This window comes from Fischerella major NIES-592 (assembly GCF_001904645.1).
Classification (GTDB): domain Bacteria; phylum Cyanobacteriota; class Cyanobacteriia; order Cyanobacteriales; family Nostocaceae; genus Fischerella; species Fischerella thermalis.
The window spans coordinates 47,833-67,167 of sequence record NZ_MRCA01000017.1; the positions used below are offsets into that span (position 1 = coordinate 47,833).

12 protein-coding genes are annotated in these 19,335 nt (G+C 42.5%); 8 read left to right on the top strand and 4 right to left on the bottom strand.

Features of this window, described 5'->3' with window-relative positions; all coding sequences use genetic code 11:
• Nucleotides 1-4 precede the first annotated feature (4 nt).
• From NIES592_RS21290 to NIES592_RS21300, 3 genes are all read left to right on the top strand, one after another.
• A complete protein-coding gene (locus NIES592_RS21290; RefSeq protein WP_009455021.1) occupies nucleotides 5-442 on the top strand; it encodes an RrF2 family transcriptional regulator in 438 nt (145 codons plus the stop codon).
• A gap of 108 nt (nucleotides 443-550) precedes the next feature.
• Nucleotides 551-1,510, top strand: coding sequence for a cysteine synthase A (gene cysK, locus NIES592_RS21295; RefSeq protein ID WP_062250587.1), 960 nt, complete (start codon nucleotides 551-553; stop codon nucleotides 1,508-1,510).
• Nucleotides 1,511-1,620: 110 nt separating this feature from the next.
• A complete protein-coding gene (locus NIES592_RS21300; RefSeq protein ID WP_073556815.1) occupies nucleotides 1,621-2,322 on the top strand; it encodes a J domain-containing protein in 702 nt (233 codons plus the stop codon).
• Nucleotides 2,323-2,515: 193 nt separating this feature from the next.
• Here NIES592_RS21300 and mnmA read toward each other — a convergent pair whose 3' ends face one another.
• Complete coding sequence (gene mnmA / locus NIES592_RS21305) at nucleotides 2,516-3,577, bottom strand: tRNA 2-thiouridine(34) synthase MnmA (protein ID WP_073556816.1); 1,062 nt, start codon at nucleotides 3,575-3,577, stop codon at nucleotides 2,516-2,518.
• A 657-nt stretch (nucleotides 3,578-4,234) separates the two neighbouring features.
• Between mnmA and NIES592_RS21310 the strand changes: the two genes are divergently transcribed.
• From NIES592_RS21310 to NIES592_RS21325, 4 genes are all read left to right on the top strand, one after another.
• Entirely contained in the window at nucleotides 4,235-5,326 is a 1,092-nt protein-coding gene (locus tag NIES592_RS21310; RefSeq protein WP_073556817.1) for a glycosyltransferase family 4 protein, read from the top strand.
• A gap of 157 nt (nucleotides 5,327-5,483) precedes the next feature.
• Nucleotides 5,484-8,060 carry a sigma 54-interacting transcriptional regulator gene (locus tag NIES592_RS21315; RefSeq protein ID WP_073556818.1) on the top strand — a complete coding sequence of 859 codons (2,577 nt, stop codon included), beginning with the start codon at nucleotides 5,484-5,486 and terminating at the stop codon, nucleotides 8,058-8,060.
• Between the two features lie 232 nt (nucleotides 8,061-8,292).
• A complete protein-coding gene (locus NIES592_RS21320) occupies nucleotides 8,293-9,984 on the top strand; it encodes a potassium channel family protein (protein WP_062247119.1) in 1,692 nt (563 codons plus the stop codon).
• 347 nt (nucleotides 9,985-10,331) lie between these two features.
• Nucleotides 10,332-11,168, top strand: a complete 837-nt coding sequence (locus NIES592_RS21325) for a metallophosphoesterase (RefSeq protein WP_062247118.1) — start codon at nucleotides 10,332-10,334, stop codon at nucleotides 11,166-11,168.
• 715 nt (nucleotides 11,169-11,883) lie between these two features.
• Here the strand turns inward: NIES592_RS21325 and NIES592_RS21330 are convergent.
• The 3 genes from NIES592_RS21330 to metH all read right to left on the bottom strand — a co-directional run bounded on the left by NIES592_RS21330 (nucleotide 11,884) and on the right by metH (nucleotide 16,991).
• A complete protein-coding gene (locus tag NIES592_RS21330) occupies nucleotides 11,884-12,321 on the bottom strand; it encodes a lysozyme inhibitor LprI family protein (protein WP_073556819.1) in 438 nt (145 codons plus the stop codon).
• Nucleotides 12,322-12,957: 636 nt separating this feature from the next.
• The gene (locus NIES592_RS21335; RefSeq protein ID WP_073556820.1) at nucleotides 12,958-13,326 is read right to left on the bottom strand and encodes an endonuclease domain-containing protein; all 369 of its coding nucleotides are present in this window, start codon (nucleotides 13,324-13,326) and stop codon (nucleotides 12,958-12,960) included.
• Between the two features lie 131 nt (nucleotides 13,327-13,457).
• Nucleotides 13,458-16,991, bottom strand: a complete 3,534-nt coding sequence (gene metH / locus NIES592_RS21340; protein WP_073556821.1) for a methionine synthase — start codon at nucleotides 16,989-16,991, stop codon at nucleotides 13,458-13,460.
• 327 nt (nucleotides 16,992-17,318) lie between these two features.
• Between metH and argS the strand changes: the two genes are divergently transcribed.
• Nucleotides 17,319-19,076: an arginine--tRNA ligase gene (gene argS / locus NIES592_RS21345; protein ID WP_073556822.1), complete on the top strand. Its 1,758-nt coding sequence runs from the start codon at nucleotides 17,319-17,321 to the stop codon at nucleotides 19,074-19,076.
• Nucleotides 19,077-19,335: the final 259 nt, after the last annotated feature.

A 19,335-nucleotide genomic window follows, 5' to 3' on the forward strand; every position in this document is an offset into this window, starting at 1 on the left:
GACCGTGGAACTATCGTGTAAATCAGAATACGCAATTTTAGCCATGTTAGAATTGGCAGTCCACTACCAAAGTGGAGAACCGCTGCAAATTCGTCAAATTGCAGCACAACAGAATATACCTGACCGCTATCTAGAACAACTGTTAGCAATCTTGCGGCGTGGGGGTCTAATCAAGAGCCAACGAGGATCAAAAGGTGGTTATTTGTTGGCACGAGAACCTTGGAAAATCACGCTTTTTGAAGTTTTGGGATGTGTGGAAGGCTTAGATAGGGTGCATACGTCTGAAGAAGATCAGCCTAAAACTGTAGATGGTGCTGTTGTAGAAGAAATTTGGCAAGAAGCACGTCAAGCAGCAAACTCAGTTTTGCAAAAATACACACTTGCCGACCTTTGTGAAAAACGAGATTCCCGACGGCAGTTAGATATTATGTACTACATTTAATGATTTGTTGATTGTTGATTGTTGATTGTTGATTGTTGTTTGTTGGTTGTTCCGATCAACTATCAACCACTAACCACCAACACAGTAGAATTGACCAAGGACAAAATAATGCGAATAGCTCGTAACATTACAGAACTGATTGGGCGTACACCCTTAGTACAGCTCAACCGTATTCCCCAAGCAGAAGGCTGTGTAGCCGAGATTGTCGTGAAGTTGGAAAGTATGAATCCAGCAGCATCAGTCAAAGATCGTATAGGGATCAGCATGATTAATGCTGCCGAAGAGGAGGGATTGATTACTCCTGGCAAAACAGTATTAGTAGAACCCACTTCTGGCAATACAGGGATAGCCTTAGCAATGGTAGCAGCAGCTAAAGGTTATCGGTTGATTTTAACAATGCCAGAGACAATGAGTGCTGAACGACGGGCGATGTTGCGGGCTTACGGTGCAGAACTCGAACTCACCCCAGGGATTGAAGGTATGAGTGGCGCGATTCGGCAAGCACAAGAGATTGTTGACAAACTACCCAATGCTTATATGTTGCAGCAATTTCGTAATCCTGCTAACCCGCAAATTCACCGGGAAACAACAGCAGAAGAAATCTGGGAAGATACTGAAGGTAAAGTAGATATACTTGTAGCAGGGGTTGGGACTGGTGGCACAATTACGGGTGTTGCGGAAGTAATCAAAGCACGCAAACCAAGCATGAAGGCGATCGCAGTCGAACCAGCCAACAGTCCAGTTTTATCGGGAGGAAAACCCGGCCCACACAAAATTCAGGGAATTGGGGCAGGGTTTATTCCTCAGGTACTGAAAGTCCAATTAATTGACGAAATCATCACTGTTAGCGATGATGAAGCGATCGCCTATGGTCGGCGTTTGGCAAGAGAGGAAGGATTACTTTCTGGCATTTCCAGTGGGGCTGCTTTGTGTGCAGCAATTCGTGTTGCCCAGCGTCCGGAAAATCAGGGACGCTTAATTGTGATGGTTCAGCCCAGTTTCGGGGAAAGGTATCTCAGTACACCTTTGTTTCAAGACTTAATAGAAGCCAGAGTAGGCAACAGTTAAATGAGAACTTGTCCAAACTGTTAAAATTTTGAAGGCAGGTAAACTCAAGTTTTCACCTACCTTTCATCCCCGCGCTGTCTAGTGACGGGGCTTTCAGGATGTTCTCTACAATGGTAAGTAACAACTACTACGAAACTCTTAAAGTAAATCCAGACGCTAGCCAAGCAGAGATTAAGCAAGCCTACCGCCGTTTGGTCAAACAATATCATCCTGATAGTAATCAAGAAACGGCGGATAGTGAGCAAATTATCCGTATTAATGCAGCGTATGAAGTCTTGGGTGATGCTGAGAATCGCAAAAGTTATGACCGACGAATTTATCACAAACTAAAGCAAAAATCCAGCAGCAGACAGCAGCGCAGCACTGCTGCTGGGCAGCAATACCAAACAAAAAGACAAACAGGACGAGACATTGATGAACAGATTGAAGAATGGCTACGTCAAGTTTATCAACCAGTTAGTCGCTTAGCATATGTGATTCTTTATTCTTTGAAAACACAAATTGAAAAACTAGCAGCAGATCCCTTTGATGATGATCTTTTAGAAGATTTTCAGAAATACTTAAAAAATTGCCGAGAAGACCTGAAACAGGCACAAACCTCTTTTAGTTCCCTACCCAACCCCCCTAGTTTAGCAAGAGTGGCGGCTCATCTTTATTACTGCCTCAATCAAATTAGTGATGGACTAGATGAATTGGAATATTTTCCCTTGAACTACGACGAAAGTTATTTGCACACAGGTCAAGAAATGTTTCGTATTGCCAAGGGATTGTACCGCGAGGCGCAAGAGTCGGTAGCAGTTTATAAGGGGTAGGTTGAAAATCCCGTATATTCATGTCTTGCATTCAGCAAACTTCTTGCAAAAAAAACGAACACAGATAAACACCGATAAACACAGATAAACACCGATCAAAAAATCTGTGTTCATCTGTGTGCATCTGTGTTCGTAATAAAGAATTATCCTGATTTTTGCAAGAGATTTAATCTACTAAAAATAGACACCCAACTCAAGAGTCACTAAACTGCTCAATGATTCCCCCACCCAAAACTTTTTCTCCTTCGTACCAAACCGCCGCTTGTCCAGGCGTAATGCTGAACTGAGGTTCATCGAAAACGAGCCGTACACGGGAGTTTTCCAAGGGAATGACCGTAACTGGTACGGGGTGAGAACGATAGCGGATTTGCACTTCTGCACGAATCGGACTTGCAGGTTCGGCGATCGCAACCCAATTCACCCGATTTACAGTACATTCTGGTTGAGTAGCCTTAGTGCGATCGCCTACAATCACTTTGTTGTTAACTGCATCTAAAGCGATCACATACAATGGTTCAGCAGCAGCGATTCCCAAACCTTTGCGCTGCCCAATCGTGTAATGATGGACACCATCGTGCTGACCTAGCACCTTGCCATGCATGTCAACAATATCACCTTGCTTGGGAGCAAGATACTTATCCAAGAATGCCCGCATAGAACCATTGGCTTCCACTAAACATAAGTCTTGGCTTTCCGGTTTGTCAGCTGTTTTGAGATTGTATTCACTCGCAATCCGACGAGTATCGCTCTTTTGCATTTCACCTAGAGGAAATACCGTACCTGCCAGTAAATCCTGAGACAAATCATAAAGAAAATAACTCTGATCTTTGTTGCGATCAATCGCCCGTAGGAGTTCGTAACGTCCAGTTGCTTCGTTATAGTGAATCCGGGCATAATGACCTGTAGCAATGCGATCGCATCCCAAAGTTTCGCGGGCATACTGCAACATCGGGCCGAATTTCACTGTTTTATTGCACTGGGAACAAGGCAGAGGCGTAATACCACTACTGTAACCAGCTACAAGGTAATCGACAATGTTTGTCTGAAAAACGTCCCGCATATCAACAACGTGATGGGGAACACCCAGCTGTTCACAGATAGAAGCCGCATCAATCATACCCTCAGAGCAACATTGACCCTTTCCTTTCATCAGCCAAAGGGTCAAACCAATCACTTCATAGCCCTGATTGTGCAAAATGGCGGCTGCGGTAGAACTATCAACACCGCCAGAAAGTCCTACTACGACTTTTTTCATATCCGTAAATATATTGCTAGGTTGTTCTTTCTAAACCCTTCAAAAATTATAGCGATTTTCTTTGGAATCTTTAGAAATGCCAGAGTTTACTATGCGAGATAGTTTGTCGCTGCGTAACAATCCTCAAAAAATTTTCTGAATTTTGGTTTTTTTACCTTTGTGTCTTAGAGCCTTGGTGGTTCAAAAGTGAAATTTTTCACCACAAAGACACTAAGACACCAAGATCTGAGACATGTGGCTACCAAACAAGCAGGAGGATTTGTATCAAGATTTTTGCGAAATTTTATCACTTCAAGCGAGGAACTTTTTGATTCTGACGAAAGTCTTTTTGTTGCGGCACTTCAACATCAAGTCAAAAGTTGATTTATTGGCAATTTCTACAGATAGCTCAATTTCAACATATGAATATGCCTATCTATAGATATAAATACCTATCTTTAGATAGATGTCAGCCATGGGATTTTACTTTTACCGTAAAAAATGTAAATCCATCTACACACTCACTGGAGATGAGTTTTCAGTTCAGTTCGCCAAAGTTGCATAATTCGCAGCCAACGACGTGAAGTCAATTGCAGATATCAGGGGAACTTATCTACGTTGGATATCTCAAGATGAAGTCTCAGTGACAAGGCTTCTGACAACTGAACTATAAATATTATGAAAATCGCACAAATAGCTCCATTATGGGAACAAGTTCCGCCTATTACCTACGGTGGAACCGAATTAGTCGTGAGTCGTTTGACCGATGAATTGGTACGCAGAGGTCACGAAGTCACTTTATTCGCTTCCGGTGATTCCCAAACTCTAGCTCGTTTAGAAGCGGGTAGTCCACGTGCATTGCGCCTGGATAAAAGCATTAAAGAACCCGTAATGTACGAACTCATGCATGTTAGCAAAGTTTATCAACATGCTGCGGAGTTTGATATTATTCACTCCCACGTTGGGGCTTGGGCGCTGCCTTTGGCTAGTATGGTGTCAACACCAACGGTGCATACTCTGCATGGTATCTTTACCCGCGACAACAATAAAGTATTTAGGCAACACCATACGCAACCATACATCAGCATTAGTGATGCACAACGACTGTTAAATATCAACTACGTTGCCACAGTTTATAATGGTATCAGCATTGAAAAGTTTCCGTTTTTTGCTCAACCCCAAGATCCCCCCTATCTGGCATTTTTAGGACGGTTATCACCAGAAAAGGGACCGCAACACGCCATTGCGATCGCCAAACAAACAGGTTGGCACTTAAAGATGGCTGGTAAGGTGGATGTTGTCGATCAGAAATTCTTTGAACAAGAAATTGCTCCCCAGATTGATGGTAAGCAAATCGAATTTTTGGGTGAAGTCAATCACGATCAAAAAGCTGAATTATTAGGAAATGCGGCGATTACTCTGTTCCCAATTACTTGGTGTGAACCTTTTGGTTTGGTGATGGCTGAGTCTATGGCGACTGGTACACCAGTAATTGCCATGAATATGGGTTCTGTACCAGAGGTAATAGCGCATGGCGAGACTGGTTATGTCTGCCAAAGCTATGAAGAAATGGCGGCGATGATACCCAAAGCTTTGGAACTAAATCGTCAAAAATGCCGAGAACACGTAGAAAATAAATTTAGCGTCGCTCAAATGGTCGATGGTTATGAAGCTGTCTACGAAAAAATAGTTGGAGAACGCAATTTCAGAAATTGGTTCAATACTATCCTGAGAAACTCTTTAGAATCAATTACATCTAGGACTCGCTAGTATTTCTTAGCTTACCCCCTCTTAGGCAAAGGGACAAGGAGGACAAGGGAGACAGGGGAGACAAGGAGGCAATTTTATTCCCCGATCCCCAATCCCCGATCCTCTTTTAGATCGATAATGCTTGTAATACAGCAGTGCTGAGAGGGGAACAGCCACCATGACATCACCAGAAATAGTGATCTGGCTACGAGAACGCACAGCTTTGGGAATTCTATGGCCTGAATCCTTGAGTGCGATCGCGCAAGTCCTCGAAGAAAAAGTTTTCCCAGCGAACCATAAAATAGCTACTGAAGCGACTGCTCCAGAGGCGCTTTATATTCTCTTGGAAGGTAAGCTCGAAAGTGAGAGCAGTAACAAAAATAACCCGAGTTTAACTGTTGGTTTTCTGCCTGGATCGATCATTCATTTACAAGAAATACTTTTAGATGAGTTAGCCCAACGCACAATCAATACTGTGACAGAATGTCATTTTTTGGTTGTACCTGCGATAGTATTTAAAGAAATAATTGCTAAATATCCGGAGATTGCTCAGGTTGTCTCCCGGATGCTGGCTCAAGAAGTAGCACAGTTAACCTCTGCTTTCAACTACGAACAGGAACGCTCTTTAGCATTACGCCCATATTTAGTTACCAAAGCCCGGCGTGGTATTGTAGGGACGAGTCGCTATGCCGTGCGTCTACGAGAACAAATTCGCGAAGCTGCAAGCGATCGCACATCTGTATTGATTTTCGGCGAACCAGGGCTAGAAAAAGATAATGTTGCAGCCTTAATTCATTTTGGTTCCAAGTATCGCCGCGAACCAATTATCAAAGTTAACTGTGGCATCCTACAAACTAGTGGCGCAGAGTTATTTGGGCGTGCTGGTGGCAAAAGCGGACTTTTAGAGTGGTTGGGAGAAGGTACTCTCATCCTCAACAATATCCAAGAAACTCCTCCAGAATTACTCCCAAAAATTAAACAATTATTACAAGATAATACGTATATTCCCGTAACTCGCTCCGGCGAACCAGACGCTGAACCCCGCACCAGTCGCGCTCGCATTATGATAGTTGCGGAAAAAGCTCAGCCGCAAATCGAACGTTGCGTTGGCCGAATTATCAAAGTCCCGCCCCTACGGATACGCAAAGCTGATATTAATGCCCAGCTTGAATACTATATCAGTCTCTACACTCGTGCTAGAGGTATTCCCAAACCACATGTTACACCAGAAGCTCTACGTCGCTTGCAGTCCTATGACTTCCCTGGCAATTTAAAAGAGTTACAAAGCTTGGTAGAACGAGCAATTGTGCAAGCAGGAGAAGCAAGGGAGCTAACAGAAGAGATTTTCTGGTCAGCAGAAACTAAGAAAAAGCGATTTCGGCTAAATCTTTTGAACGCTTATCCCCGTTTGCGGAAGTTTCTTCGCAGTCCGTGGTGGCCAGATCGGATTAATTATGGCTTTACCGTTGCTGCTTTTGCGTTCATCGTTGCAGTATTGTTTATCGGGCCACAAACACGCGATCGCAATTTTGCTTTAAATCTATTCTGGGCTTGGTGGTGGCCTGTTTTTCTCTTCTTATTTCCCTTTCTGGGGCGGATTTGGTGTGCTGTTTGTCCGTTCATGATTTACGGTGAAATTACGCAGAAAATTTCAACACACTTGTTTCCTAAGCAACTCAAGCGCTGGCCACGAGAAGAAGCCGAAAAATGGGGCGGCTGGTTTTTGTTTGGCTTATTTACCCTAATTTTCTTGTGGGAAGAACTTTGGCAGTTGGAAAATACTGCTTATCTCTCCGGCTGTTTACTTCTGCTAATTACTGCTGGCGCGATGATTTTTTCTGCCATTTTTGAGAGGCGGTTTTGGTGTCGCTATCTTTGTCCCATCGGCGGGATGAATGGTTTATTCGCCAAACTCTCAATGACAGAACTCCGCGCCCAACAGGGTATTTGTTCTGCTACTTGCACCACCTACCAATGTTACAAAGGCGGGCCACAAAAAGGCGAAGGAATGGAAACCAACGGTTGTCCTTTATACTCTCACCCCGCCCAACTAGAAGAAAACAGAGATTGTGTACTATGCATGACTTGTCTCAAAGCCTGTCCCCATCGTTCAGTTGAGTTTAATTTGCGTCCCCCTGGGATTGAATTGTGGACAACTCATGTACCTCGGCAATATGAAGTCGCCTTGTTGTGTTTACTTTTGGGTGGAGTATATTTGCATCACCTGAGTGAGTTGCAATCCTGGCTAGGATTGCAAATAGATTTAAATCAGTTTTTCCCGCACTTAGGCTTTTCCCTACTAGCTTTGCTGATTCCAACAGCCGTCACCTTCCTAGGCTACGGGTTGATTAAAATCTATTGCTGGTTGAATAACTATATCTCCTCTGCGTCCTCTGCGGTTAAAATCCCCAACCGAATTAAGGTGCGCTCATTTACAGAACTTGCCTATGGCTATTTACCGTTGGTATTAGGAGGTAACTTAGCTCATTATCTGCGCTTAGGCTTGGGTGAAGGAGGACGAATTTTACCAGTCTTTTTTGCAACTTTTGGTTTGGATGGTGGACAGTTGCCATTCGTGGTTGCACATCCGGCTGTAATAGCCTTTTTACAGGGAACAACTCTGATTTTTTCAGTACTGTTATCGATAGTACTTACACAAAAAATTGCTCGGCAACCATTGCGTGTAATGTTATGGCAACACTTAGCAGCGATCGCGTTGGGAGTAAGTATGTGGCAGATTATTGTGTCTCGGTAATGGTAAGAATTAATTATGTGTCATGGGGATTGGAGTTGTGAGAAATATCGTTTTTTTATCGAACACCGATGTACACAGATGAACACAGATAGGTTATTTGTTGGTGCTTGGGAATTAGCGTTTTTGTGTGATCGTGTTGTCAGCTACAGTTCCATTCTTGAGAATCAGGCAAAAATTTAAATAATATTTCATTTTACTAATGCAGCTTTTCTGCACATCATGCTGCTAATTCATGAAACCTCGAATCATTGTCTGTGGTTTAGGACGCACTGGATATAAAGTTTTTCGTTTGCTGAGACAACAAGGGGCGTTAGTCGTTGGCATTCATCATAAACCAGTTCCAGGCGAACGAGCAGGAGATGTCATTGTCGGCGATCTGCACGCAGCTAGCACCCTGAAAGCAGCTGGCATTCAGCAGGCGCACACCTTAGTTATCGCTGGAGGTGACGATGCACTCAATTTGCGAATTATGATGCAAGCGCGGGTACTTAATCCGCGAATTCGGATTATCAACCGCTTTTTTAACACCAGTTTGGGAGAAAGGCTGGATCACGCGGTTCCAGAACATTTGACTATGAGTGTTGCGGGATTGGCAGCGCCTGTATTTACTTTTGCTGCATTGGGTAGCCAAGCAATTGGACAAATCAAGCTGTTTCAACAAACTTGGCCGATTCACGAAGAGTATATAGATGAACATCATCCGTGGCGCGATCGCAAACTCAGTGAGTTGTGGAACGATCAGACACGGATGCTGATTTACTACATGCCAGCAGAAGGTGAGGTGGATTTAGTCTCTGCTGTAGTCACAGGGCATAAATTAAAAGTAGGCGATCGCTTAATTGTGGGAACTCAACCCCGGATGCGTTGTATTCGCAGATCAATGATTGCCAAACTGCTGAAAGTGTTTACCAGTCTACGCCAATTTCAGCAACATGCTCAAGCAGTGGTAGTCATGTCTATAGTGTTGCTGGTGATTATTGCGATCGCTACACTTATCTACACTTCCACTGAAAGAAGTGTTTCTATTATTGATGCTCTTTACTTTGCTGTGGGTATGATTACGGGGGCAGGTGGTAATGATCAAGTTGTTGAAAAAGCTCCCACGAGTGTGAGATTATTTACCGTATTGATGATGCTGGTAGGAGCTGCGGTCATAGGTCTTTTCTATGCCCTACTTAACGATTTTGTTTTAGGTAGTCGCTTCAAACAATTTTTAGATGCAGCGCGGATTCCCCATCGCCATCATTATATTGTCTGTGGCTTAGGAGGAATTGGGATTAAAATTGTTCAGCAACTCCACAGCAGTGGCCATGAAGTCATCGTCATTGAACGTGATACCAATAACCGATTTGTCAACACAGCCCGGGGATTGGGTATTCCCGTCATTCACGGTGATGGTAGCTTTGCCGAAATTCTCAAAGTCAGTAATTTAGAGAATGCATCTGCACTGATTGCTGTCACTAACGATGATGCCACAAACATGGAAATTGCTCTCAAAGCCAAAGCCATCACACCTAAAGTACCAGTGATTGTCCATTACGCCGATCCAGATTTTGCCCGCATGGCACAACAGGTGTTTGATTTTGAGGCTGTTTTAAGTCCCGCCGAACTTGCTGCGCCAGCCTTCGCCGCCGCCGCTTTAGGTGGACGCATCCTTGGCAATGGGATCACCGCCGATAGCCTTTGGGTAGCTTTTGCAACATTAATTACACCTTCCCATCCTTTTTGTGGACAACGGGTGAAAGATGCAGCCATGGACGCGGATTTTGTGCCGTTGTATGTGGAGACAAATAACCAGGAAATTCACGGCTGGGATTTACTGGAAATCAATCTCAGTGCAGGTGATATTTTATACCTGACTATGCCAGCAAATCGTTTGCATCAGTTATGGCGTTATACACCCTCACAGGTGATGGCGAGTTGATCTGATTCAAAGATTAAGGAACGTCTTTTGAAGATCATAAACAAGTGTATTTAGACCAGAATTAGTAGAGGATAAGAGGTAATAATAGATGATTCTGGTTATAAAAAAAGTGGCAATTTTACACAGTGATTTAGGAAGATAGTATACCGAAGAAATCCGCAATGGCTTAAACCAACGAGAAATATTTATATTGGGCTACTTAATTCCTTATTTAGTATTTCCTTAGCAAAAAACTATAGAGAAATTGATTTATATAAATTTTTTAAGAAGTTAATCAGCTGGGTCAGACCAAAAATATGAATATTTGTTAAGCTGAAGTCGCTCATCTTAGGAGTAGTTTCAGCAAGATGCACTGGTTATTATCTGGCCCTTTGAGTGTAGAACAATTAACGGTCAATATAGCAGATTTACCAGCATCATTAAAGGGTACGAAGCTGGTGCAAATGTCAGATTTACATTATGATGGTCTACGACTATCAGAACAGATGTTAGAAAAAGCGATCGCCATTAGTAATGAAGCAGAACCAGATTTAGTTGTACTAACTGGTGACTATATCACAGACGAACCAACTCCTATTCACCAGCTAGCATTGCGACTTAAAAACTTACAAAGTCGCCTTGGGATTTACGCTGTACTCGGCAATCATGATCTACGCTATCATACCCATGATTCAAAAACAGAAGTAACAAAAGTATTAACGGGTATTGGAATCAAAGTCCTTTGGAATGAAATTGCTTATCCTTTGGGGGAAGAACTACCTTTAGTAGGACTTGCTGAGTTTTGGTCACGGGAATTTGATCCTACATCCGTGATGAACCAATTAGATTCCACAAAACCTTGCATTGTTTTGTCTCATAATCCAGACACTGCCGAAATTCTACAAAAATGGCGAGTAGATTTACAACTATCTGGTCATAGTCACGGTGGTCAGATCATATTACCAGGTATTGGGCCAGTAGTAATTTACTATAAAAAACTTATTTGCAAAATACCCAGAAAAATAAGGCGATGGATACCATTTTTACGAGGTAATCCAGCGAAAGTCATGCGACATTGGGAATGGGCGCAAGGATTTCATAGAGTGGGAAAAAATCAGTTATACGTCAACCGTGGCTTAGGAACTTACCCTCCAGGACGTTTATTTTGCCCACCAGAAGTAACAGTTATTACTCTAGAAAATTAGCCAAAACTAAACTACCGTTAGCTATGACCGAGCAACGTCACTAACTAGCGGTAGTTTATAAACGTCTTGATAAATTTATACGAGTCGAAATTCAGATAAAATAACTCAACTAAAGTGGACGGAACTCGCAACTAAACATTCTTCAGTCTAGGGCATCCTCTATCAATTCCAGCTAGGCAGGCATTCTTGGCTGTGCGTTCAAAAACCTCCAAAACAACTAAACGAACTCAAGGCGAAAACACATTCAAAGGATGCGAGGACTTTTGAATTGTTGCGATTAGACTAGAGGCGGAGGCACAAGCTCTAATCTAGAAGCTGTGGTTGAAGTTTTTAACTTATCTGTGCCTACTTTTTAAAGTAGCATCACTTTTCTCAGCAAAAACCTCTGTTTTATCAAATGTGACTTGCAGTAATTTTTCGCAATAATTGACCACAGATTTTGATGTTATCAATAGTCTTTACTTCAATTAGTAATGTCCGCTTAAACACTTATGCTACGCGTCGGGATTGCTAATGGGTAATGAAGATACTGATGATTTTCCCATGCCGCATTCCCGAAAAATAGCTTTCTTGTTCTGCTTATTCCCCTTCCTTATTCTAGTTCTGTGGGGAGGTAAGGTTCAGGAAAGTAATAAGTTTAAGCATACGGCGATTTATTTTCCAGCGTCCGTTTTGCCGAATTACATAAAGGCGACATGTAATCTTTGTCAGATATTCAACCTGTACAAAAGCCTTCTTGAGTTCTAAGTTGCAAATAATTTTCTAAATCTTTTGTGCGTTGTTTAGTCAGTCGTTCCAAACATTGATTGCGAAAGATTTCATAACCTGTCCCATCCCGAGATTCATAAACTTCAAAATCACAGGTGTTGTCACGAAATACAATCCATGCTTGTTGTCCTTTAATAAGTCGTTGCTTTGGCTCTGTTTTAGTGATTGCAAGAACTTTTTGATAAACTTGATTGAGCTTTTTGTCTGCGGCTGCGTACGATTTTTGGGAACAATATCTCAGTTCTGGTGTCGCAGTGGCTTTCGAGCAGTCAATTGCTGGCTTTTGCGCGATCGCTTCAGTTGGTGTAGCTAAGCTAGGGATGACTAGAACTGATAAAAATGCGATCGCACTCAAAATCAAGGCAATAAATAATCTCTTATACATATGCTTTTAATGAAAAAATTCAAAATATTCTTTAATGTTCACACTGGCAACTTTAATAATTAAGATACTTGACCCAAGTTATTTTAGGTAATTTTATTGTATTAAAAGTCATAATAAATACTATATTACCGTTTCTAACAAACAGTATCTCCAAGTTGTATCATTTTTGTCAATATATTAAATAACATAGCTTCTCTCCATATGTTGGAAAGAAGCTATGGCTGAGGGAATTTTAAGATAGTTGGTTCAAGTTAGAGGATTAGGTATAACTCTTGAGATATAGCTGAGCGAAATTGCTTTACCGCTCTATAACTATCTACTAAACCATGGCAGTCTATTCCGGAAACTTTCCAAAAATTTTTGAACAGAGTCTTCAATTGTTGAAACTAGCTTGCAGTCTGCTGTATTTGCTAAAGTGCAAAGAAATGTGAATATTTTTCAATTTTATTGAAGAGCAAGTTGCAATTCCTTGGCAACGAGTATGTGCTAACTTTGCTCGACAAACTTTAGTAAGGCGGATTACAGCTACATCTAACATCAAGTCTGCTTAATTACCTATAATCAAAAACCTCACCCGCCTTACGGCGCCCTCTCCTTAGTAAGGAGAGGGTTGGGGTGAGGTGAAGATGTGAAAAGCTATCTCCTTAAATCACGTATATTTTGAGCAATATATTCTAAAACACCAGATAAATTATTATACACATCATCATTGGTAAATCTGATAAATCTAATTCCTGTTGATTCAATAAACACTTGTCTTTCCTTGTCATATTCAGCAGCACCATTTTTAAAATGACTATCACCGTCAATTTCTATAGCTAACTTCAATTCAGGACTGTAAAAATCTATAACGAACTCAGCCACACTATATTGCCTACGAAACTTACAATCTTCAATTTGTCTATCTTTTACTTTCTCCCAAAGAATTTTTTCAGCTTTTGCTATATTTCGGCGTATCTGTCGCCGTTTTTCCTTTTCAGAGGATTTGTTATATAGTTTGGTCATTTTAAATAACTAAGCTGATATTACATACCAGCCTAGTCACATAAATTTTACTGTAGCATCCGTAAAATTACCTCACCCCGCCCTATCGGGCACCCCTCTCCTTACTAAGGAGAGGGGCTGGGGGTGAGGTACTACGCACTAAAATACTTAGCTACCGGATGGTAACAAATAATCGCCGTCGTCGACTGCTCCGGATACAACTGCTCACTCTCATCCATATACAAATTAATCCGCTTAGCCCCCAACAACTCCAACTGCTTGTACTGATCCTGGATATTCGGACACGCTGGATAGCCAAAACTGTACCTTGATCCTCGATACCTCTGTGCCAACACATCCCGAATATTATCCGGTTCCTCAGCAGCAAAACCCAACTCCCGGCGAATCCGTGCATGAGTCCACTCAGCCAAAGCCTCCGCCATCTGCACCGCTAAACCGTGGAAATACAAATAATCAGTATACTGATTATCCGCAAACAACTTCTGCGCGTACACAGTCGCCACTTCACCCACCGTCACCGCCTGCATCGGGAACACATCAATCACCCCCGAATCCTTCGGCGCAAAGAAATCAGCAATACACAGCCTCCTCAACGACTTCTGTCGAGGAAACTCAAACCTTGCTATTTCCTTCGCGTCCTTCGCGTCTTCGCGGTTATAAACATACAGCGTATTCCCCTGAGCCTGACAAGGAAAATACCCATATATCACCTGCGGCTGCAACAAATTCTCTGCAACAATCCGCTGCTTCCACTTCTCCAAAATCGGATACACCTTCTCATCCAAAAAAGCCTGATATTCCTCCTTAGATTGCTCCTTCGGCTTGCGAAACTGCCACTGTCCCGCAATCAAAGCTTGCAAATCCAAATACCAGAAAACCTCTGCCCAACTTATATCACTCGGCTGCAACAACCGAGTTCCCCAGAAAGGCGGCGTGGGACGTGGGATATCTACCGCCACCGCTTCTGAACGCCTGGTATCCACTTCTGTTGCTTCAACAGCTGCTTTTACTTCAACTTCTTCTCTTACCACAGGTTCCTTATGTCCATTTTGGGGTGCTTCGGCAAACTCATCCAAGAATCCTTGCAAATCATCCCACTTACCAGCCGCTTTCGCTGGCATTAACTTGTCCATAAAGTGCAAATCTGAAAATGCATCCTTGCCATATACCACCTTACCTTTATAAGTATTCTGGCAATCTTCATAAACAAACTTAGGAGTCAGCGCCGCACCCCCCAAAATCACAGGAACAGTAATTCCCTTCTCATTAAATACCTCCAAATTTTCCTTCATGAAGGCAGTGGACTTCACCAGCAACCCACTCATTGCAATACAATCAGCCTTGTGCTTCTCGTATGCTTCGATAATGCTTTCCACCGACTGCTTAATTCCCAGGTTAATAACCCTGTAACCGTTGTTGGAGAGAATAATATCTACCAGGTTTTTACCAATATCGTGAACATCACCCTTAACTGTGGCAATAATAAATGTACCCTTAGCATTATCGCCAGCTGCTGATTTTTCCATGAACGGTTCAAGATACGCCACCGCCGCCTTCATGGTTTCGGCTGACTGCAACACAAAAGGTAGCTGCATTTGTCCAGAACCGAACAACTCACCTACCACTTTCATCCCATCTAGCAAGAAAATGTTAATAATATCCAAAGCCGGATATTTCTTTAACGCTTCGGCGAGTGCTATATCCAAACCAATGCGTTCACCATCAATGATGTGACGCTTAAGACGTTCTTCAATCGGGAGACTTTCATCAACACCTTTGTCGCGTTTTGTTGTCACCCCTTCAAACATCTTGGTTAATTCCGCCAAAGGATCATAAACGCAGACATCACCCTCAAATTTGCGCTCATCGTAAATTAGCTGGCGACAGACTTGTTGATACTTCTCCTCAATTTTTGCAAGTGGTAAAATTTTGTTAGCACTAACAATCGCCGCATCCATACCCGCTGCCATAGCTTCGTGTAAGAACATCGAGTTCAGTACTATCCTAGCTGCTGGACTCAGACCAAAGGAAATATTAGACACACCCAAAACTACATGACAACCAGGCAATTCCTGGCGGATGCGACGGATGGCTTCGATAGTAGCTTTGGCATTTTCTCGGTCTTCTTCAATGCCCGTAGAAATTGGTAAAGCTAAAGTATCAAAAAATATCTCCTGGGCAGGGATACCGTATTCTAAGGCTTGACGATAGGCGCGCTGAGCAATTTGGAATTTCTTGTCAGCAGTCCGTGCCATCCCCTCTTCATCGATAGTACCAATAACTACACCAGCACCGTACTTTTTCGCTAACTCCAACACTTTCAAGAAACGCGGTTCACCATCTTCGTAGTTGGTGGAGTTCAACAAACACTTACCACCTGCTACTTTTAAACCTGCTTCCATCTTTTCCCATTCCGTGGAGTCGAGCATCAAGGGAAGTGTCACATTGTTGACAATGCGCGAAACCAATTCGTGCATATCGCGCACACCATCACGTCCGACATAATCGACGTTGATATCCAGAATGTGTGCGCCTTCTTTGACTTGCGCCCTCGCCATCGATACCAGTCCATCCCAATCTTCCGCATTCAGCAATTCGCGGCATTTTTTAGAACCACTGGCGTTGATGCGTTCACCAATAATTAAGAAAGAATTGTCTTGTTCGTAAGGCTGAATACTGTAAATAGAGGCTGCGGCTGGTTCTAGCTTTGGTTCTCTAACTTTCGGCTTGAGTTCTTTGGCAATTTCTGCTAATTGTTGAATGTGTTCTGGACGTGTCCCACAGCAACCCCCAATTACTTGGACACCCAAGTCTTCAACAAAATGCATCAATGACATGCGCAATTCCATTGGTGTCAAGCGATAGTGTGCTTTTCCACCAACGTTTTCTGGTAAACCGGCGTTGGGAATACAAGAAACTACGAAAGGTGAATGTTCCGAAAGATACTTAATGTGTGGCTTCATCAGGTCTGGGCCAGTAGCACAGTTCAGGCCCAGAATGTCTATTGGATAAGGCTCCAAAATAGTTAGTACAGCATTAATTTCCGTACCAACTAACATCGTCCCCATTGTTTCCATTGTCACAGAAACCATGAGAGGACGGCGATCGCCTTTTTTGGCAAAGACTTCTTCAATACCATTCAACGCCGCTTTGATTTGCAACACATCCTGACAAGTCTCGACAATAAATAAATCGACACCCCCATCCCACAACGCCTCTGCTTGTTGGGCGAAAGCATCTTTCATTGTGTCAAAATCAATGTGTCCCAGAGTTGGCAATTTGGTTGTCGGCCCCATTGAACCAGCCACAAACCGGGGTTTTTCTGAAGTAGAGAATTCTGCGGCGACGCGCTTTGCCAATTCGGCGGCAGTTTTGTTGAGGTAATATGCTTTGTCAGCGAGATCGTATTCTGCCAATACTATAGATGTACCGCCAAAAGTATCAGTTTCGATCACATCTGCACCTGCAGCCAGAAAATCGCGGTGAACCTTAGCCACAGCCTCAGGTTTGGTATGAACTAGGTATTCGTTGCAACCTTCATATTCAGCACCACCGAAATCTTCAGCGACGAGATTTTGCCTTTGCAAGTTAGTTCCCATCGCACCGTCGAAGACAATAACCGGGCGTTGGGGACTGTGCAAACGTTCTAAAAAGGGATGAGTCATATTTGCCAAAAGAAATTTGGTTACTCTCAATAATTCAACTTAATTTATTATTTGCCAAAATTTCTACTGTTTCAGGATAAGGTTTAAAAGTAGAGATGAAGAATCAACCGCCATGACGCCAAGAAGATACCGCGATTTGCTCACCAAAGAGTAAAATATAAGAAAAACTCTGCGTTCCTCTGCGCTAACTTTGCGTCCCTCTGCGTTTAAAAAAGCTACAACTTTACGCAAAGTAGTACTTAGATTATGCGATCGCATTTTAAAGCTAGAATAATCAGGTCGTGAAAGATATCTTAATTAGTTACTGCCTGCTTCCCAACAATATATATGAACGCTACACAAGAACTATTAAAAGAAAAATTACAGCAAGCTTTGGTGACAGCTTTCGGTGCGGAGTTCGCCGGAGTAGATCCGGTGTTGGTTGCAGCCAGCAATCCTAAATTTGGTGATTATCAGGCGAATGTAGCTTTATCTTTAGCAAAACGTTTAGGACAACAGCCAAGGGCGATCGCTCAAGCTATAGTTGATCAATTGGATGTATCTGATATTTGCAAACCACCGGAAGTTGCTGGGCCTGGTTTTATCAATCTCAAACTGACGACAGAATACTTAGAAGCACAACTGGTGGCAATGCAAGCAGATTCCAGATTGGGAGTTGCTAAAGCGAAAACGCCAAAGCGGGAAATTGTGGATTTTTCTAGTCCCAATATTGCCAAAGAAATGCACGTTGGACACCTGCGTTCTACAATTATTGGAGATAGTATTGCCCGAATTTTAGAATTTCGGGGTCATGACGTGCTGCGGTTAAATCATGTTGGTGATTGGGGAACGCAGTTTGGAATGTTAATTACATATCTGCGGGAAGTTTACCCAGAAGCCCTTACAACTGCTAATGCATTAGATATTGGTGATTTAGTTACCTTTTATAAGCAAGCTAAAAAGCGGTTTGATGAAGACGAAGCTTTCCAAGAACAAGCACGCCAAGAAGTCGTCAGATTACAAGCAGGCGCAGCAGATACAATTCATGCTTGGAAATTATTGTGTGAACAGTCAAGGACAGAGTTTCAAGTCATTTACGACTTGTTAGATATTAAGGTACAAGAACGGGGCGAGTCTTTTTACAATCCCTTCCTACCAAAAGTTGTAGAAGATTTAGAACAGACTGGTTTGCTGGTAGAAGATCAAGGGGCAAAATGCGTTTTCTTGGAAGGATTTACTAATAAAGAAGGTGAACCACTGCCTTTGATTGTGCAAAAATCTGATGGTGGTTACAACTACGCAACCACAGATTTAGCTGCTATTCGCTACCGGATTCAAGAAGATCATGCCAAACGCATAATTTATGTTACAGATGCTGGACAAGCAAACCATTTTGCCCAAGTGTTTCAAGTAGCCTACAAGGCGGGGTGGGTTCCCGATGATGTGGAACTTGTTCACGTTCCCTTCGGTTTGGTGCTGGGTGAAGATGGGAAGAAATTCAAAACCCGTTCTGGAGATACGGTACGGTTACGGGATTTACTAGATGAAGCGATCGCTCGAGCCCGTGCAGATCTAGAAAATAGATTAATACAAGAGGGACGACAAGAAACAGAACAGTTCAAAGCTAACGTTGCCAAAGTAGTTGGGATCAGTGCGGTGAAGTATGCAGATTTGAGTCAAAACCGCACCAGCAACTACGTTTTTAGCTATGACAAAATGCTCTCCCTCAAAGGTAATACCGCACCCTACATGCTTTATGCTTATGTCCGTACCCAAGGAATAAGCCGAGAAGGGAATGTTGATTTTGAAAAGTTAGGTACAGATGCCAAAATTCTGTTACAAAAAGACACAGAATTAACTTTAGCAAAGCATTTGTTACAACTGGATGAAATTATTAGTGATGTTGAGCAAGATTTATTGCCGAATCGGTTATGTGAATACTTGTATCAACTCAGCGATAAATTTAACAAGTTCTACGAAAACTGTCCTGTTCTCAAATCAGAGGAACCAATCAGAACATCACGTTTAGCACTGTGTTATTTAACAGCTAGAACGTTGAAGTTAGGACTGTCTTTGTTAGGAATTCAGGTATTGGAGCGGATGTAGAATATGAAGTGGGGCTTTGCTGAAAAATGAAATTTTCCCTTCACGTTTAGGTAAATTAAATTACGCAATTGATCTGGAAATACACAGACACTACCATTAAATTTTAGTTAGGGGTAGAAATTAAATTCTAAATTTTTACCCCTATTCGGTTTGGTTAATTTTTGGATTCCCTAGCTTTCTTGAAACCAGGGGAAATTCAACAGCTTACGTAAAGTCAAAGGTCAAATTTTGACTTTTGTCTTGAAAATTTCTAGGAGTA

Excerpts from the sequence above, each read along its gene's own strand:
- metH (WP_073556821.1), bottom strand. The coding sequence starts at position 16,991 with ATGACTCATCCCTTTTTAGAACGTTTGCACAGTCCCCAACGCCCGGTT.
- NIES592_RS21320 (WP_062247119.1), top strand. The coding sequence starts at position 8,293 with ATGAAACCTCGAATCATTGTCTGTGGTTTAGGACGCACTGGATATAAA.
- NIES592_RS21300 (WP_073556815.1), top strand. The coding sequence starts at position 1,621 with ATGGTAAGTAACAACTACTACGAAACTCTTAAAGTAAATCCAGACGCT.
- NIES592_RS21315 (WP_073556818.1), top strand. The coding sequence starts at position 5,484 with ATGACATCACCAGAAATAGTGATCTGGCTACGAGAACGCACAGCTTTG.
- cysK (WP_062250587.1), top strand. The coding sequence starts at position 551 with ATGCGAATAGCTCGTAACATTACAGAACTGATTGGGCGTACACCCTTA.
- NIES592_RS21335 (WP_073556820.1), bottom strand. The coding sequence starts at position 13,326 with ATGACCAAACTATATAACAAATCCTCTGAAAAGGAAAAACGGCGACAG.
- NIES592_RS21325 (WP_062247118.1), top strand. The coding sequence starts at position 10,332 with ATGCACTGGTTATTATCTGGCCCTTTGAGTGTAGAACAATTAACGGTC.
- NIES592_RS21330 (WP_073556819.1), bottom strand. The coding sequence starts at position 12,321 with ATGTATAAGAGATTATTTATTGCCTTGATTTTGAGTGCGATCGCATTT.
- NIES592_RS21310 (WP_073556817.1), top strand. The coding sequence starts at position 4,235 with ATGAAAATCGCACAAATAGCTCCATTATGGGAACAAGTTCCGCCTATT.
- argS (WP_073556822.1), top strand. The coding sequence starts at position 17,319 with ATGAACGCTACACAAGAACTATTAAAAGAAAAATTACAGCAAGCTTTG.
- mnmA (WP_073556816.1), bottom strand. The coding sequence starts at position 3,577 with ATGAAAAAAGTCGTAGTAGGACTTTCTGGCGGTGTTGATAGTTCTACC.